Source organism: Herbaspirillum sp. SJZ106, assembly GCF_006715495.1.
Lineage (GTDB): Bacteria > Pseudomonadota > Gammaproteobacteria > Burkholderiales > Burkholderiaceae_D > Herbaspirillum.
Genome location: NZ_VFNI01000005.1, coordinates 443,988 through 459,271, shown reverse-complemented (window position 1 = coordinate 459,271; position 15,284 = coordinate 443,988). Strand labels below are relative to the sequence as shown.

Below are 15,284 nucleotides of genomic sequence, written 5' to 3'. Positions count from 1 at the left end.
CCCGTGGAATGGAACGAGGAATTTTGCGGCGGCGCCTGGATCATCAGGAGTTATGCCGACGTCGCCGCCGCCTTGCGCGACCCGCGGTTCTCGGTACGGCGCGCGGCCCGCTGGATCAACAGCACGCTCGCCTCGCCCGAGGGCGGCCTGCCGCATGCGCTGCCAGATCCGGGGCTGGACCAGTTCAAGCGCGTGTTCTCGCGCTCCCTGCTGTTTGTCGATGGCCGCGCCCATCGCCGGCTGCGCGGCATCGTCAACATCGGTTTCAAACCGAACGATTTGCAGTCGCTGGCGCCGGCCATTGCCGGCATTGCCGAGCAACTGATCGCCGCGCTCTGCGCAAAGGCGACAGCCGGGGAAAGCGGCGACGGACGGCGCCAGGTCGCCTTCGATTTCATCGAAAGTTTCGCCCGCCCGCTGCCGGCGCTGGTGATCGCCCGCATGCTGGGGATCACCTCCGGGCAGCCGCCCGGCTTCGTCGCCTGGGCGGCCGACCTGGCCGCGTTCATCGGCAGCCCGACGCCCACCGCCGAACAAGCCCGGCGCGCGCAGCAGGCGCTGGCCTGCATGACCGGATTCTTCCAGGATGAAATGTCGGCGCGCGCGGACACTCCAAGCGCCACTCCAAGCGCCACCCCAGGCGACGACCTGCTGGGACGCATCATGCTGGCGCACCGGCAGCATCGCCTGTCCCGCATCGAAGCCCTGGCGCAATGCTGCACCCTGCTCTTTGCGGGCTACGAAACCACCCGCAACCTGCTCGGCAACGGCTTGCTGGCGCTGCTGCGGCATCCGGAGCAATGGGCCAGGCTGAAGGCGTCGCCGCCACTGCTGCGCAACGCCATCCGGGAAATGCTGCGCCATGACAGCCCGGTGCAATACACCGGCCGCCGACTGCTGGCCGACATTGAACTGCGCGGCAAGACGCTGCGCAAAGGCCAGCTGGCGATCTTGCACATCGGCGCCGCCAACCGCGATCCGGAACGCTTCAGCGAGCCGCACCGCTTCGACATCGCCCGCGATGAAGGCAACCATCTCGCGTTCGGCCACGGCCCGCACGTCTGCATCGGCGCCGCGCTCAGTTGCATGGAGGCGGAGATCGCCTTTGGCGCACTGCTGCGGGCCATGCCCGACATGGCGCTGGGCCCCGCCGGCCTGGCCTGGCAAGACAATTGCGCCTATCGCGCGCTGGAACGGCTGCCCCTGACTTGCCATCTGCCGTCCATACCGCCCCTGCCATCCATGCATCAGGCGCGGCAAGCCACATACCACGGGAGCCCCCATTGAGCGCAAACCACTTCTCCCAATCCCTGTCCGAACTGGCCGCCCAAGGCCTGCGCCGCACCCGGCGCGTGGTCGACGGCCCGCAGGGGCCGATCCTGGAAGTCGACGGCGTGCCGTACCTGTCGTTTTGCAGCAATGACTATCTCGGCCTGGCCAGCCATCCCGGGATCATCGATGCCACGATCTCTGCGGCGCAGCGCTATGGCGTCGGCGCGGCCGCGTCGGCACTGATCTCGGGCCATGCGCGGGCGCACGAAACGCTGGAGCGGGAATTGGCCGATTTCGTCGGCATGCCGCGCGCCCTGTATTTTTCCAACGGCTACATGGCCAACATCGGCGCCATCACCGCGCTGGTGGGCGCCGGCGACGCGGTCTTCCTCGACCGGCTCAGCCATGCCTCGCTGATCGACGGCGCCCGGCTGTCGCGCGCCGACTTCAGCGTCTATCCGCATCACGATGTCGCGCGGCTGGAACATCTGCTGGCCAAATGCCGGAGCCCGCGCAAGCTGGTCGTCACCGATGCGGTCTTCAGCATGGATGGCGACCTCGCGCCGCTGGCGGAACTGACGGCGATATGCGAGCGCCACGGCGCCTGGCTGCTGGTGGACGATGCCCACGGTTTCGGCGTGCTGGGGCCGCAGGGGCGCGGCAGCCTGCAACACCTCGGCCTGCAATCCGATTGCCTGGTCTACATGGGTACGCTGGGCAAGGCCGCCGGCGTCGCCGGCGCCTTCGTGGCCGGGCCGGCCGAGCTGGTCGAGTGGCTCATGCAACGCGCCCGGACCTATATGTTCACCACCGCCAATCCGGCCATGATGGCATCGGCGGTCAGCGCCAGCCTGACCCTCATCGGCCGCGACGAATGGCGGCGCGAATGCCTGCGGGAAGGCGCCGCCTATCTCAGGCAGCGGCTGGCGCCATTGCCCTGGAAACTGCTGCCGTCATCGACGGCGATCCAGCCGCTGATCGTCGGCGACAACAAGGGCGCCCGCGACCTGATGGATTTCCTGCGCAGCCGCGGCATCTGGGCGCCGGCGATCTGTCCGCCGACCGTGCCCAAGGGAACGGCGCGCCTGCGGATCAGCCTGTCCGCCGTGCACACCGAACAACAGCTGGAACAACTGGCCGAGGCCTTGCTGCACGCCGCCTCGGCGCTTGTGGGGGAAGCTGCATGAATGATTCACGCTCCGGCGAGCTGGTCGCGCGCAGCCTGCGCAGCGTCTGGCATCCGTGCACCCAGATGCGGCACCATGAAAGCAGCCCGCCGATCGCCATTGCGCATGCCCACGGCGCCTGGCTGCACGATGCGGACGGCCGCCGCTATTTCGATGCGATCAGTTCATGGTGGGTCAACCTGTTCGGCCACACCAATGCGCGCATCAACAGCGCCCTGAAGGATCAGCTCGACCGGCTTGAGCATGCGATGCTGGCCGGTTTCACCCATGAGCCGGTGGTCGCCCTGTCGGAAAAACTGTCGGCCCTGACCGGCCACGCGCTCGGCCATTGCTTTTACGCTTCGGACGGCGCTTCGGCCGTCGAAATCGCCCTGAAGATGAGCGCGCATGCCTGGCGCAACGCGGGAGATGGCAACAAGCGCGAATTCATCTGCCTGCAAGGGGGCTATCACGGCGAAACCCTGGGCGCGCTCGGCGTCACCGACACGGCCCTGTTCCGCGCACCTTATGAAAGCCTGCTGCGGGCATCGCATGTCGCCGCCTCGCCCGACGCGCGCCTGGCGCGGTCCGGAGAAAGCGCCGCGGATGTCGCGCTGCGCGCGCTGGCGGACCTGGAACGACTGTTGCAGCAACGCCGGGGCCATATCGCCGCCGTCATCGTCGAACCGCTGGTGCAATGCGCCGGCGGAATGGCCATGCATGACGCCGGCTACCTGGCCGGCGTGCGCCGGCTGTGCGATGCCTACCGGGTGCATATGATCGCCGATGAAATCGCGGTCGGCTGCGGCCGCACCGGCAGCTTCTTCGCCTGCGAGCAGGCCGGCATCTGGCCCGATTTCCTGTGCCTGTCCAAGGGCATCAGCGGCGGCTACCTGCCGCTCTCGCTGGTGATGACGCGCGACGCCATCTATGAAGCGTTCTACGACGACGATGTGCGCAAAGGCTTCCTGCACTCCCATTCCTATACCGGCAATCCGCTGGCATGCCGGGCCGCGCTGGAGGTGCTCGCCATCTTCGAGGACGACGATGTGCTGGCGCGCAACCGCGTATTCGCCGCCGCGATGACCGAGGCGCTGCAGCCGCTGGCGCAGGACTCGCGCATCGCCCACTTCCGCCAGACCGGGATGATCTGGGCCTGCGATGCCGCCATTGACGGGCCACCCGGCTTCTCTCGCCGCTTCGCCGCCGCGGCCGCCCGCAACGAACTGCTGCTGCGGCCGATCGGCAACACCATCTACCTGATGCCGCCTTATCTCCTGGCGCTGGAAGACGCCGCCTGGCTGGCCGAACGGATACGGCGCACCTTCGATGCGGTGATGGAGGCCGCATGAATACGCATAATACAAATACGGCGGGATTTTTCATCACCGGCACCGATACCGGCGTGGGAAAGACTTTGGTATCGGCAGCGCTGATCCGCCTGTTCGCGCAGCGCGGAATCAGGGTGGCCGGCATGAAACCGGTGGCGTCGGGCGCATACCGCGATGGCGACGCTTGGCGCAACGAAGACGTCGAGATGCTGCGCGCCCAGGCCAACGTCGACCTTCCCGCGGCCATCATCAATCCTTACCAGCTGAAAGAGGCGACCGCCCCGCATATCGCGGCGCAGGCCGAGGGGATACCCATCGAGCTGGCGCATATCGAACGCTGCTACCGGGAAATCCGGCGCGCGGCGGATATGGTGATAGTCGAAGGCGCCGGCGGTTTCGTGGTGCCGCTCAATGACAACGCCAATAGCGATGATCTTGCCGCCCGGCTGGGCCTGCCGGTGATTTTGGTGGTGGGAATACGGCTGGGGTGCATCAACCATGCCCTGCTGACCCAGCGAGCCATCGCCGGCCGGGGCCTGCGCCTGGCCGGCTGGGTGGCCAATGTCATCGATCCGCAGGAACCTCGATCCGGGGCGATGGTGGCCAGCCTGCGGCAGCGCATCGACACCCCGATGCTGGGCCGCCTGCCGTGGCGCGACGGCATGGATGCGGCCATGGCGGCGGGCCTGCTCGATCCGGCGATCTTAGCCCAGGCCGCCCTCGCGGACGATGCGGCCGTGATCTAACTGATAGGCCCGGTCGCTGACCAGGCGGGCGAAGTGGAGGTTCTGCTCGCACAGCAAGACCGCCATGCCGGCCTGCTTGAGCTTGACGATCATGGCCGCCATCTGCTCCACGATCACCGGCGCCACGCCTTCCGACGGCTCGTCCAGCAACAGCAGGTGCGGGTTGCCCATCAGCGTGCGGGCGATGGTCAGCATCTGCTGCTCGCCGCCGCTCATCTGGCCGCCGGGCCGCTGCGGCATGGCGCCCAGGTTGGGGAACAGTGCAAACAGCGCATCCGGCGTCCATGCCGGGGCGCCGGGGCGCGGCGGCTGGCGTCCGGTTTCCAGGTTTTGCACGACGCTCAATTCGGTGAACACGCGGCGGTCTTCCGGCACGAAACCCAGGCCCAGGCGCGCCCGCTTGTAGGACGGCAGGCGCGCGATGTCGCAGCCGTCGAAAGCCACCCTGCCTTGCGTGCCGTCCAGCAGCCCCATCAACGCCTTCAGGGTGGTCGACTTGCCGGCGCCGTTGCGCCCCGTCAGCGCCACCACCTCGCCGCGCCCGACCTCCAGTTGCAGGTCGAACAGGATATGGGCCTGGCCATAGAAGGCGTTGAGCCCTTCCACTTTCAACAGCGGCGTGCTCATGCCATGTCCTCCTCCGGCCGGTCTTCGAAGGTGCTGCCGGAGCCGAAATAGACTTCGCGCACCTGCGCGTCGCGGCGGATGTCGGCGGCGACGCCGTCGGCGATGAGCCGGCCGCGCGCCAGTACGATGATGCGGTCGGCGAAGGCGAACACCACGTCCATGCTGTGCTCGGTAAACAGCACCGAGATGCCGCGTTCGCTGACCAGTTGCCGCGTCAGCGCCATCAGTTCGCGGCGCTCGTGCGCGGCCATGCCGGCGGTCGGCTCGTCCATCAGCAGCAGGCGCGGCTGGTTGGACAATGCCATGGCCAGCTCGACGCGCTTGATATCGCCATAGGCCAGGATGCCGCAGGCACGCTGCGCTTGCGGCGCCATGCCGACCTGCTGCAGCAAGTGCATCGCCTCGTCGCGGTAGTAGCGCGCGGCCGGGCGCCACAGCTGGCCGAGCTTGCGGTGGTGCGACAGTAAGGCGGCCTGGACGTTTTCCAGCACCGTCATCGAATGGAAGGCGGCCGACACCTGGAAAGTGCGCCCCACGCCGCGGCGCCAGATACGGCGCGGGCCGAGGCCGGCGATATCCTTTCCGTCCAGCAGCACGGCGCCGCCGTCGGGCTTGTGCTGGCCGTTGATGATGTTGAAGCAGGTAGACTTGCCGGCGCCATTGGGGCCGATCAGCGCCAGCAACTGCCCGGCCGGCAGTTGGAACGACACATCGTCGAGCGCCTGTACGCCGCCGAAGGCCTTGGAGAGATGGCTGACCTGCAGCAGGCTCATGGCGCAGCCTCCTCCGAACGGCGTTCGAAGCGGCGCAGCAGGCCGGCCACGCCGCCGGGCAAGAGCAGCACCAGCGCCAGGATGACCAGGCCCAGCAAGGCGCGCCAGTAATCGGTCTCGCGCGCCACCACATCCTGCAGCCAGGTGAACAGCGACGCCCCGAGCAGCGGGCCGAGCAGGCTTTGCAGGCCGCCCAGCATCACCATCACCAGCCCATCGACCGAGCGGTTGATGCCGACCACTTCGGGGGAAATGCTCCCCTTGGAAAAGGCGAACAGCACGCCGGCCAGCCCGCAGAACACGCCGGCCACGGCGAAGCCCAGCCACTGCACGCGCTTGACGTCGATCCCCAGCGCTTCGGCGCGCACGGTCGAATCGCGCGCGGCGCGCAGCGCCAGCCCGAACGGCGCATACACCACCCGGCGCAGCAGCCAGACGCCGGCCGCGGCACATGCCAGCGCCAGATAGTAGTAAGCGACGGGAGAGGCCAATGCTTCGATCGGCCGGATGCCGACCAGGCCGTTGCTGCCGCCGGTGACGTCGTCCCACTGGAAGATCACGGCCCAGACGATCTGGGCGAAGGCCAGCGTCAGCATGGCCAGGTAGACGCCCGACAGGCGCACGCAGAACCAGCCGAACAGCAACGCGCCCAGCAGCGCCACCACCGGCCCGGCGACGAAGGCGGCGGCCATCGGCCATTGCAGTTTCAGCGCCAGCAGCGCGGCGCCGTAAGCGCCCAAGCCGAAATACGCGGCATGCCCGAACGAGGCCATGCCGCCCGGCCCCATGATGAAGTGCAGGCTGGCGGCGAACAGCACGGCCACCAGGATTTCCACCATCAGCACCGGCAGATAGGGAAAGCTGTCGGCCAGCAGCGGCAAGGCCAGCAACAGCGCGAACAGCGCCATGCCCGCCAGGCGGGCGGCGCGGCTGGCCGGACGCAGCGGCAATTCATGCCCGGCGCCGCCACGCGCTGGCGCCAGCGGTTTGCCGAACAGGCCCCATGGCCGCACCACCAGTATCAGCGCCATCACCAAAAATTCCACCACCAGCGTCAGGCGCGACAGGGAAAACTCGATGCCCAGCAGCGAGACGTTGCCCAGCGCGATGCACAGGGCCTTGACCTCGGCGATCAGCAAGGCCGCCGCGAAAGCGCCGCCGATCGATCCCATGCCGCCGACCACCACCACCACGAAGGTGGTGCCGATGGTATCCAGGTCCAGCGCCAGGTTGGCGGGAATGCGCGGTCCTTGCAAGGCGCCGCCCAGGCCGGCCAGGAAGCAGCCCAGCGTGAACACGCCTGTAAATAGCCAGGCCTGGTTCACGCCCAGCGCGCCCAGCATGTCGCGGTCCTGGGTGGCGGCGCGGATCAGCGTACCCCAGCGGGTGCGGTTCAACAGCAGCCACAGCAGGCCGAACACCAGGGGCCCGATGAGGATCAGCAGCAAGTCGTATTGCGGCAGGCGGCGGCCCAGCAGGTGTACCGCGCCTTCCAGGCCCGGCGCGCGCGGCGCGAACAGGTCTTCCGGGCCCCAGGCCCAGAGCGCAGCGTCCTTGATCACCAGCACCAGGGCGAAGGTGGCCAGCAACTGGAACAGTTCGGGAGCGCGGTAGATGCGGCGCAGGATGAGGATTTCCACCGCCGCGCCGATGATGGCCACGGCAAACGCCGACAGCAGCACGGCGCTCCAGAAACCGCCGGCGCTGGCGCCGATGGCCTCGACCAGGGTGTAGGCGATGTACAGGCCCAGCATGTAGAAGGAGCCATGCGCGAAGTTGACGATGCGCGTGACGCCGAAGATCAGCGACAGGCCGGCCGCCACCAGGAACATGGCGGAGGCGTCGGCCAGGCCGTTGATCAGCTGGACGGTGAGGCTGGCCAGCGTCATGGGAGCCGCGCCCGCCAAAGAGGAATGCTCATGGCAGGCGCAATCAATCGGCCGGGCGCAGCTTCTTCACCTCGGCGTCCGGCAATTGCAGCGCGGCGCCGTCGATGTAGGTGAAGCTGGTCATGATTCCCTTGCCATCCTTGAGGCCGGTGCGGCCGACGAAAGCCCCCAGCGTGGACTGGTGGTCCTGCGCGCGGTAGACGATGGGCGCCACCGGGGTATCGACCTGCAGGCCGGAGAAAGCCGCGGCCAGCTTGTCGGCATCCGTGCTGCCGGCCTTCTTGATGCCGGCGGCGATCGACATCAGCGCGGCATAGCCGACCAGCGAGCCGTTGCGCGGATAGTCGTTGTATTTCTTGCGGTAGGCGTCGACGAACTTCTTGTGCTCGGGCGTGTTGATCGCATACCAGGGGTAACCGGTGACGATCCAGTTCACCGGCGCTTCGCCCTTGAGCGGGTCGAGGTATTCCGGCTCGCCGGTCAACAGCGAGACCACTTCCACGCCATCGAACAGGCCACGGGTATTGCCTTCGCGCACGAACTTGCCGAGGTCGGCGGCGAACAGCGCGTTGAAGATGGCGTCAGGCTTGGCGTCGGCCAGCGCCTGGGCGACCGCGCCGGCATCGATCTTGCCCAGCGGCGGCGCCTGTTCGGCGACGAACTCCACATCCGGCTGCGCCTGCTGCATCAGCGCCTTGAAACTGGCTGCGGCCGACTGGCCGTATTCGTAGTTGGGGTAGACGATGGCCCAGCGCTTTTTCTTCAGCTTGACCGCCTCTTTCACAACAGAAGCCACCAGCATGTAGGTGGAGGGACGCAGGCGATAGGTGTATTTGTTGCCGTTGTGCCAGACGATCTTGTCGGTCAGCGGCTCGGCGGCGAGGAAGAACACCTTGCGCTGCTTGGCGTAGTCGGTCAGCGCCAGGCCGGTGTTGGAGAGGAAGCCGCCGAACAGCAGCGCCACGCGCTCGCGCGTCATCAGTTCCTCGGCAATGCGCACCGAGTCGCCGGGATTGCCGTTGTCGTCGCGCGCGATCACTTCCAGCTTCTTGCCCAGCACGCCGCCGGCGGCATTGACCTCATCGACGGCCATTTCCCAGCCGCGGCGGTAGGGCTCGAGGAAAGCCGGCTGCGCCTTGTAGCTGTTGATCTCGCCGATCTTGATGGTGCTTTGCGCCTGCGCCAGCGGGCCTGCGGACAGGGCCAGGATGGCGGCGCCGACGGCCAGCAGGCTGCTGCATTTCAGGTATTGGAGACGTTGGAAGCGTTGGAGAAAGCCGATGCGATGTGTCACGTTGTTCCCTTCAGAGGTCATTGCCGTCTTGGCGCGGCGCGCAGGCGTAATCATAACCGTTGTCGCAGTAGCGGGCCTGGCGCGGTACTGCGGCTTATTTGATGCGCTGCTTTTCCAGCTTGCGCGCCAGGGTGCGGCGGTGCATGCCGAGCCGGCGGGCGGTTTCGGAGATGTTGAAGTCGGTTTCCACCAGCACTTCGTGGATGCGCTCCCACTCCAGAGTCTTGATCGAAGTCGCGCGCGCCGGCAATTCCAGTTCGGCCATGCCGGCCACATGGCCGAAGGCGGCTTCGATGTCATCGGTATTGGAAGGTTTGGCCAGGTATTGGCAGGCGCCCAGTTTGATCGCCTCGACCGCGGTGGTGATGCTGGCGAAGCCGGTCAGCACCACGATCAGCATGGCGGGATCGTGGGCGTGCAGCATCTGCACGCAGGCCAGGCCCGAGGCGTTGCCGGAGAGTTTGAGGTCGACCACGGCATAACCCGGATTGTGGTCCTGCAGATGAGCCGCGGCCTCTTCCTGGTTGGAGGCTTGCAGCACCGTGTAGCCGCGGCGCTCGAACGAGCGGCTCAAGGTGCGGGCGAAGGCGGCGTCATCCTCGATGATCAGGAGCAGGCGGTCAACCGTCATGTTGCAATTTCCATATTTCTTTCTACTTTCCCAACCCGCTATTGTATGGCGAGATCGGGTTTGGGCGCCTATGCCAGGCATGAAATAGGAATTGACCGGCGCCAGGCGGCAGCCGATGGGCTTGTGCGCCCGCTCAGCCAGCTTGCGTCGTGTTCTGCCGGGACGGGGATTGGACTTCCGGAGCCGGTGAATCGGGCGCCTCTTCCAGGCTGATCGCCGACAGCGGCAGCGTGAGCGTCACCGTGGCGCCCCCGGTTGCGCGGTTGCTGGCGGCAATCCGCCCGCCCAGCTTGCGGGCGACGTTGACCACGAAGAACAGGCCCAGCCCCCGGCCCGGCTTGCCTTTGGTCGACTGGTAAGGCTTGCCGAGCTGGCTGAGCATCCACTCCGGAAAACCGGCCCCGCGGTCGCTCACTTCCATCTGCAGCAGGTCCCCTTCCCGCTTCACCAGCAGCGAGATCCAGTCGGGCGATACCTCGAAGGCGTTATCCAGCACGTTGCCCAGCATCTGCTTGATGGCCGAGTCGAACACCACGGGCACGTCCTGTTCGATCAGGTTGCGGTACTCGAACTCGGCGACCGGCCGCGATTTGCGCCAGTCTTCGGCGACGCTGTCGAGGAAGGTGTTGAGGGTGGTCTTGACCGAGGATTCGCCGCGCGCTTCGCCGGCCGACAGCAGCACGCCGCTGACGATGGCCTTGCAGCGCTGCAGTTGCGCTTCCATCTCGCTGATGTCGTCCAGCAGTTCCTGGCGCTGGCTGATTTCCGGCATGCGGCGCCAGTCGCCCAGGATCACCGACAAGGTCGACAGCGGCGTGCCCAGTTCATGCGCCGCGCCGGAGGCCAACAGGCCCATGCGCACGATGTGGTCTTCTTCGGCGGCGCGCTGGCGCAGGTCGGCCAGCATGGCGTCGCCGGCGCGCAGGTTGCTGTTGATGCGGGTGATGAAGAACACCAGCAGCCCGGCATTGAGCAGGAAGCAGATCAGCGTGCCTTCCACATACAGGCTGAACAGGCCGTTGCTGTGGTCGGGCGGCAGCGCCAGCGGTTCGGAGAACAGCGCCAGTCCGGCCAGGCAACCCAGGGTGATGCCGACGATGGCCCAACTCGACCAGGGCTTGAGCAGCACCGCCGAGAGGATGATCTGCATCAGGTAGAGGAAGGCGAACGGATTGGTGATGCCGCCGGAGAGATAGAGCTGGAAAGTCAGCGCCGCTACATCCACCAGCAAGGCCAGGAACAGTTCGGCGTTGGTGACCGTGCGGCGTTCATGCCAGCGCAGGTGGCTGGCGATGTTGAAGGCGATCAGGCAGGACAGCACCTCCAGCATGTGCGGCAGCGGCAGGCGGATGTCGAACACCAGCGCCACGAAGGCGACGGTGGAGATCTGCCCCAGCACCGCCAGCCAGCGCAGCTGGATCAGCAGCAGCATGTTCTGGTGGCCGGCCGGGTTTTCCTGGCCCTGCCTCAGGCGCTGCCAGCGCTCCTTGAGCGTCCTGGGCTTGCCGGCCCCGGCGGCTCCGCCAGACTCAGTGCCGGCCGTCATCTTTCTTTTCCTGTTGGGGGCGTGCAAGGCCGGCGCGGCGGCGTTCATCGCGCACCACCCAGAAACCGGCGCCTGCGACCATCAGCGCCAGCGCATACCAGGTCAGCGCATAGACCAGGTGGCTGTTGTGGAAGGCGATCACGGTCAGCCCGCCGACCGGTTTTTCGGCATCGGGGGCGTTGCCGGCATTGGCTTGCGACGATGCGCGGTCGGCATCGACGAAGTAAGGCGCCACGCGCTCCGGCGCCAGGCCGCGCGCGGCAGCGATTGCCTGCACATCGCGCGAATACCAGCGGTTCTGCTGCGGCTCGTTGCTGCGCAGGAAACCGCCGCCCTGCTCGCTCATGCGCATCAGGCCCACCACTTCGACCGGCGGTTCGCCGGGGCCATCCTGCGCAGTGCTGGCGATCAGCTTGATCGGCGCGGCGCCGACAAAGCCGCGATTGACCAGCACCAGGTCGCCGTCGGCGGTCTGCAGCGGGGTCAGCAGCCAGGAGCCGCTGCCCAGGTCGGTGCTGGCCTGGACGGCGGTGGTCTTGCTATAGAGGAAGCGACCGCTCAGGCTGACGCGGCGGTATTCGTCGGCCTCCGACGAGACTTGCGGCCACAAGGCACGCCCGGGCGCCGGCACCGGCGCCGCATGCACGCGCGCATCGACCTTGGAGATGAGCGCCAGTTTCCATTGCAGGCGGTAGACCTGCCAGGTTCCGAGCGCGACGAAGACCATAAAGAAAAATCCCGCACAAAGCGCCAGGAAAATCAGGCTGGCTCTTGAGCGGGATGTCGGGGCGGCTTGCGCGCGCCCCGTTTCGATGCCTTGCGTCACGCGGTTGCGTGGCGTTTGGCTCATTTCGCCTGCTGCATCTCGTGCTGCATGCCGGGCATGCTTTGCTGCATCGACTGCGGCACGGTTTCATTGGGCATGTTCTGCGGCGACATGCCCGGCATCATGTTGTGGTTCAAGTGGTACATGACCCACAGCGAGCCGGCCAGCGTAATGCCCACGATGACGACGGTAAAGATCATCGCCAGCATGTTCCAGCCGCCTTCGGACTTGCCGTTCATGTGCAGGAAGTACTTGATGTGCACCACGATCTGCACGGCGGCGAAGGCCAGCAGGACCATGGCCATGCTGCTCGAGCTTTCGATCTTCTTGCCCATCACCAGCCAGAACGGGATGGCGGTCAGGATCACGGCCAGCACGAAGCCGGTGACGTAGTCCTTCATCGAACCATGCGCGCCGTGGTCGTCATGGTGGCCATGACCGTCGTGGTGGTCGTGCTGGCCCATCGGGCGGGCCGGGTGTTCTTGGTGGCCGCGGCTCATGGCAGGACTCCCATCAGGTAGACAAAGGTGAAGACGCCGATCCAGACCACGTCCAGGAAGTGCCAGAACATCGACAGGCACATCAGGCGGCGACCGTTTTCCGGGGTCAGGCCATGCTTGTTGACCTGGAACATCAGCACGACCAGCCAGATGATGCCGAAGGACACGTGCAGGCCGTGGGTGCCGACCAGCGCGAAGAACGAGGTCAGGAAACCGCTGCGGGTCGGGCCGGCGCCTTCGTGGATCAGGTGCAGGAACTCATACAGTTCGAAGTAGATGAAGCCGGCGCCCAGCAGGCCGGTGATGGCCAGCCAGACCAGCGTATTCTGCTGCTTCTTGGCCTGCATCGCCAGCATGGCGAAGCCATAGGTGATCGACGACAGCAGCAGCAGCGCGGTGTTCAGCGCCACCAGCGGCAGGTCGAACAGTTCGGCGCCGGTCGGGCCGCCCGCGTAGTTGCGGCCGAGCACGGCGTAGCACGCAAACAGGCAGGCGAAGATGAGGCAGTCGCTCATCAGGTAGATCCAGAAGCCCAGCAGGGTGCCGTTCTCCGGATGGTGATGGCGGGTCCAGAAACGCGAGCTTGGCGTCGCGTCGGCCGTGGGATTAATCGCTTCAGACATGGCTATTCAACAGGCGAGTGCGCTCTGCTTCGACCCGGACGACTTCGTCGGCCGGGATGTAGTAGTCGCGGTTGTAATTAAAGGTGTGGACGATAGTCGCTACCACCACGGCGATCAGGGCAGCCACTGCCGGCAGCCACATTTGCCAGATCATGGCGAAGCCGAACGCTGCCGACAGGGCCGCGATGATGAAGCCGGCGCCGGTGTTCTTCGGCATGTGGATCTCGACGAAGTCGCCCAGCGGACGCTTGTAGCCGTGCTTCTTCATATCGGTCCAGGCGTCGTTGTCATGCACCACCGGGGTGAACGCGAAGTTGTAGGCCGGCGGCGGCGACGCGGTCGACCATTCCAGGGTACGGCCGTCCCACGGGTCGCCGGTGACATCGGCCAGCTTCTTGCGGTCGCGGATGGACACGTAGATCTGGATGATGAACGAGGCGATGCCCAGGGCGATCAGGCCGGCGCCCAGCGCGGCGACCACGAACCAGATCTGCAGCGACGGATCGTCGAAGTGGCTCACGCGGCGGGTCACGCCCATCAGGCCCAGCACGTACAGCGGCATGAAGGCCAGGTAGAAGCCGACCAGCCAGAACCAGAACGAGCAGCGGCCCCAGAAATCGTTGAGCTTGAAGCCGAAGGCCTTCGGGAACCAGAAGTTGATGCCGGCGAACATGCCGAACACCACGCCGCCGATGATCACGTTGTGGAAGTGGGCGATCAGGAACAGGCTGTTGTGCAGCACGAAGTCGGCCGGGGGAACGGCCAGCAGCACGCCGGTCATGCCGCCGATGACGAAGGTGATCATGAAGCCGATGGTCCACAGCATGGGCACTTCAAAGCGGATGCGGCCGCGATACATGGTGAACAGCCAGTTGAAGATCTTGGCGCCGGTCGGGATCGAGATGATCATCGTGGTGATGCCGAAGAACGAGTTGACGCTGGCGCCCGAACCCATGGTGAAGAAGTGGTGCAGCCACACCAGGTACGACAGGATGGTGATCACGACGGTCGCGTACACCATGGAGGTGTAGCCGAACAGGCGCTTGCCGCTGAAGGTCGAGACGATTTCGGAGAAGATGCCGAACGCCGGCAGCACCAGGATGTAGACCTCGGGGTGGCCCCAGATCCAGATCAGGTTCACGTACATCATGGCGTTGCCGCCCATGTCGTTGGTGAAGAAGTTGGTGCCGAAGACGCGATCCAGCGAGAGCATGGCCAGCACGGCGGTCAGGACCGGGAAGGCGGCCACGATCAGCACGTTGGTGCACAGCGAGGTCCAGGTGAAGACGGGCATCTTCATCATGTTCATGCCTGGGGCGCGCATCTTGACGATGGTGACCACCAGGTTGACGCCCGACAGCAGCGTCCCTACCCCGGCCACCTGCAAGGCCCAGATGTAGTAGTCGACCCCGACGTCCGGACTGTACAGGATGCCCGACAGCGGCGGATACGCCAGCCAGCCGGTGCGCGCGAATTCGCCCACGAACAGCGAGGCCATCACCAGCAGCGCGCCGAAGGTGGTCATCCAGAAGCTGAAGTTGTTGAGGAACGGGAACGCCACGTCGCGCGCGCCGATCTGCAGGGGTACGACGTAGTTCATCAGGCCGGTCACCAGCGGCATGGCCACGAAGAAGATCATGATCACGCCGTGGGCGGTGAAGATCTGGTCATAGTGGTGCGGCGGCAGGAAACCGGGATTGTCGCCGAAGGCGATGGCCTGCTGGGCGCGCATCATGATGGCGTCGGAGAAACCGCGCAGCAGCATGACGATGGCCAGCACGATGTACATGATGCCGATGCGCTTGTGGTCGATGCTGGTGAACCAGTCGCGCCACAGCACGCCCCACAGGCGATACTTGGTCAGCAGCGCCAGCAGCACGATGCCGCCCAGGGCGACTGCGGCGAAGGTGCCGATGAGGATCGGCTCATGGTATGGAATCGCTTCCAGGCTGAGACGACCGAAGATCAGCTTTATCAGGTCAAAATTGTCAGACATCTTTACTTCCCGGGGAAAAAGGAAAATACGGTGCAGCCGGCAACTGCCGCGCCAATACAGCTAC

At 66.1% G+C, this 15,284-nt stretch carries 14 protein-coding genes; 4 read left to right on the top strand and 10 right to left on the bottom strand.

The genetic code is table 11. The features are described 5' to 3' along the window. Positions 1–3: 3 nt before the first annotated feature. From FB598_RS17490 to bioD, 4 genes are read left to right on the top strand one after another with little or no spacing between them, the layout of a single operon-like run. Positions 4–1,287 carry a cytochrome P450 gene (locus FB598_RS17490; RefSeq protein WP_255515803.1) on the top strand — a complete coding sequence of 428 codons (1,284 nt, stop codon included), beginning with the start codon at positions 4–6 and terminating at the stop codon, positions 1,285–1,287. After that, a complete protein-coding gene (bioF, locus tag FB598_RS17485; protein ID WP_141916955.1) occupies positions 1,284–2,459 on the top strand; it encodes an 8-amino-7-oxononanoate synthase in 1,176 nt (391 codons plus the stop codon). The genes FB598_RS17490 and bioF overlap by 4 nt, the downstream gene beginning before the upstream one ends. Then, on the top strand, positions 2,456–3,790 hold the full coding sequence (bioA, locus tag FB598_RS17480; protein WP_141916953.1) for an adenosylmethionine--8-amino-7-oxononanoate transaminase: 1,335 nt from the start codon (positions 2,456–2,458) through the stop codon (positions 3,788–3,790). Before bioF ends, bioA begins: the two co-directional genes overlap by 4 nt. Then, positions 3,787–4,515, top strand: coding sequence for a dethiobiotin synthase (gene bioD, locus FB598_RS17475; RefSeq protein WP_141916950.1), 729 nt, complete (start codon positions 3,787–3,789; stop codon positions 4,513–4,515). Before bioA ends, bioD begins: the two co-directional genes overlap by 4 nt. On the opposite strand, the gene FB598_RS17470 is transcribed toward bioD, so the two are convergent. The 10 genes from FB598_RS17470 to cyoB form a co-directional block, all read right to left on the bottom strand. Then, positions 4,474–5,142, bottom strand: a complete 669-nt coding sequence (locus tag FB598_RS17470; protein ID WP_141916948.1) for an ABC transporter ATP-binding protein — start codon at positions 5,140–5,142, stop codon at positions 4,474–4,476. The two genes, bioD and FB598_RS17470, sit on opposite strands and share 42 nt — an antisense overlap. Further along, the gene (locus FB598_RS17465) at positions 5,139–5,915 is read right to left on the bottom strand and encodes an ABC transporter ATP-binding protein (protein ID WP_141916945.1); all 777 of its coding nucleotides are present in this window, start codon (positions 5,913–5,915) and stop codon (positions 5,139–5,141) included. Before FB598_RS17465 ends, FB598_RS17470 begins: the two co-directional genes overlap by 4 nt. After that, positions 5,912–7,804, bottom strand: coding sequence for an ABC transporter permease (locus FB598_RS17460; protein ID WP_141916943.1), 1,893 nt, complete (start codon positions 7,802–7,804; stop codon positions 5,912–5,914). Before FB598_RS17460 ends, FB598_RS17465 begins: the two co-directional genes overlap by 4 nt. Before the next feature lie 43 nt (positions 7,805–7,847). Then, positions 7,848–9,098, bottom strand: a complete 1,251-nt coding sequence (locus FB598_RS17455) for an ABC transporter substrate-binding protein (protein WP_370454633.1) — start codon at positions 9,096–9,098, stop codon at positions 7,848–7,850. A gap of 94 nt (positions 9,099–9,192) precedes the next feature. Further along, on the bottom strand, positions 9,193–9,729 hold the full coding sequence (locus FB598_RS17450) for a response regulator transcription factor (protein ID WP_141916941.1): 537 nt from the start codon (positions 9,727–9,729) through the stop codon (positions 9,193–9,195). Between the two features lie 133 nt (positions 9,730–9,862). Next, positions 9,863–11,275, bottom strand: a complete 1,413-nt coding sequence (locus tag FB598_RS17445) for an ATP-binding protein (protein ID WP_141916939.1) — start codon at positions 11,273–11,275, stop codon at positions 9,863–9,865. Beyond that, positions 11,259–12,125: an SURF1 family protein gene (locus FB598_RS17440; protein WP_141916937.1), complete on the bottom strand. Its 867-nt coding sequence runs from the start codon at positions 12,123–12,125 to the stop codon at positions 11,259–11,261. Before FB598_RS17440 ends, FB598_RS17445 begins: the two co-directional genes overlap by 17 nt. Further along, positions 12,122–12,601 carry a cytochrome o ubiquinol oxidase subunit IV gene (cyoD, locus tag FB598_RS17435; RefSeq protein ID WP_141916935.1) on the bottom strand — a complete coding sequence of 160 codons (480 nt, stop codon included), beginning with the start codon at positions 12,599–12,601 and terminating at the stop codon, positions 12,122–12,124. The genes FB598_RS17440 and cyoD overlap by 4 nt, the downstream gene beginning before the upstream one ends. Beyond that, complete coding sequence (cyoC, locus tag FB598_RS17430) at positions 12,598–13,224, bottom strand: cytochrome o ubiquinol oxidase subunit III (RefSeq protein ID WP_141916933.1); 627 nt, start codon at positions 13,222–13,224, stop codon at positions 12,598–12,600. The genes cyoD and cyoC overlap by 4 nt, the downstream gene beginning before the upstream one ends. Continuing rightward, positions 13,217–15,220, bottom strand: a complete 2,004-nt coding sequence (cyoB, locus tag FB598_RS17425; RefSeq protein WP_141916932.1) for a cytochrome o ubiquinol oxidase subunit I — start codon at positions 15,218–15,220, stop codon at positions 13,217–13,219. The genes cyoC and cyoB overlap by 8 nt, the downstream gene beginning before the upstream one ends. Positions 15,221–15,284 lie beyond the last annotated feature (64 nt).

What these genes read in the sequence shown, in the direction of transcription:
- FB598_RS17440 (WP_141916937.1), bottom strand. Translation starts at nt 12,125, where the DNA reads ATGAGCCAAACGCCACGCAACCGCGTGACGCAAGGCATCGAAACGGGG.
- cyoD (WP_141916935.1), bottom strand. Translation starts at nt 12,601, where the DNA reads ATGAGCCGCGGCCACCAAGAACACCCGGCCCGCCCGATGGGCCAGCAC.
- FB598_RS17465 (WP_141916945.1), bottom strand. Translation starts at nt 5,915, where the DNA reads ATGAGCCTGCTGCAGGTCAGCCATCTCTCCAAGGCCTTCGGCGGCGTA.
- cyoC (WP_141916933.1), bottom strand. Translation starts at nt 13,224, where the DNA reads ATGTCTGAAGCGATTAATCCCACGGCCGACGCGACGCCAAGCTCGCGT.
- FB598_RS17450 (WP_141916941.1), bottom strand. Translation starts at nt 9,729, where the DNA reads ATGACGGTTGACCGCCTGCTCCTGATCATCGAGGATGACGCCGCCTTC.
- FB598_RS17445 (WP_141916939.1), bottom strand. Translation starts at nt 11,275, where the DNA reads ATGACGGCCGGCACTGAGTCTGGCGGAGCCGCCGGGGCCGGCAAGCCC.
- bioA (WP_141916953.1), top strand. Translation starts at nt 2,456, where the DNA reads ATGAATGATTCACGCTCCGGCGAGCTGGTCGCGCGCAGCCTGCGCAGC.
- FB598_RS17460 (WP_141916943.1), bottom strand. Translation starts at nt 7,804, where the DNA reads ATGACGCTGGCCAGCCTCACCGTCCAGCTGATCAACGGCCTGGCCGAC.
- bioD (WP_141916950.1), top strand. Translation starts at nt 3,787, where the DNA reads ATGAATACGCATAATACAAATACGGCGGGATTTTTCATCACCGGCACC.
- FB598_RS17470 (WP_141916948.1), bottom strand. Translation starts at nt 5,142, where the DNA reads ATGAGCACGCCGCTGTTGAAAGTGGAAGGGCTCAACGCCTTCTATGGC.
- cyoB (WP_141916932.1), bottom strand. Translation starts at nt 15,220, where the DNA reads ATGTCTGACAATTTTGACCTGATAAAGCTGATCTTCGGTCGTCTCAGC.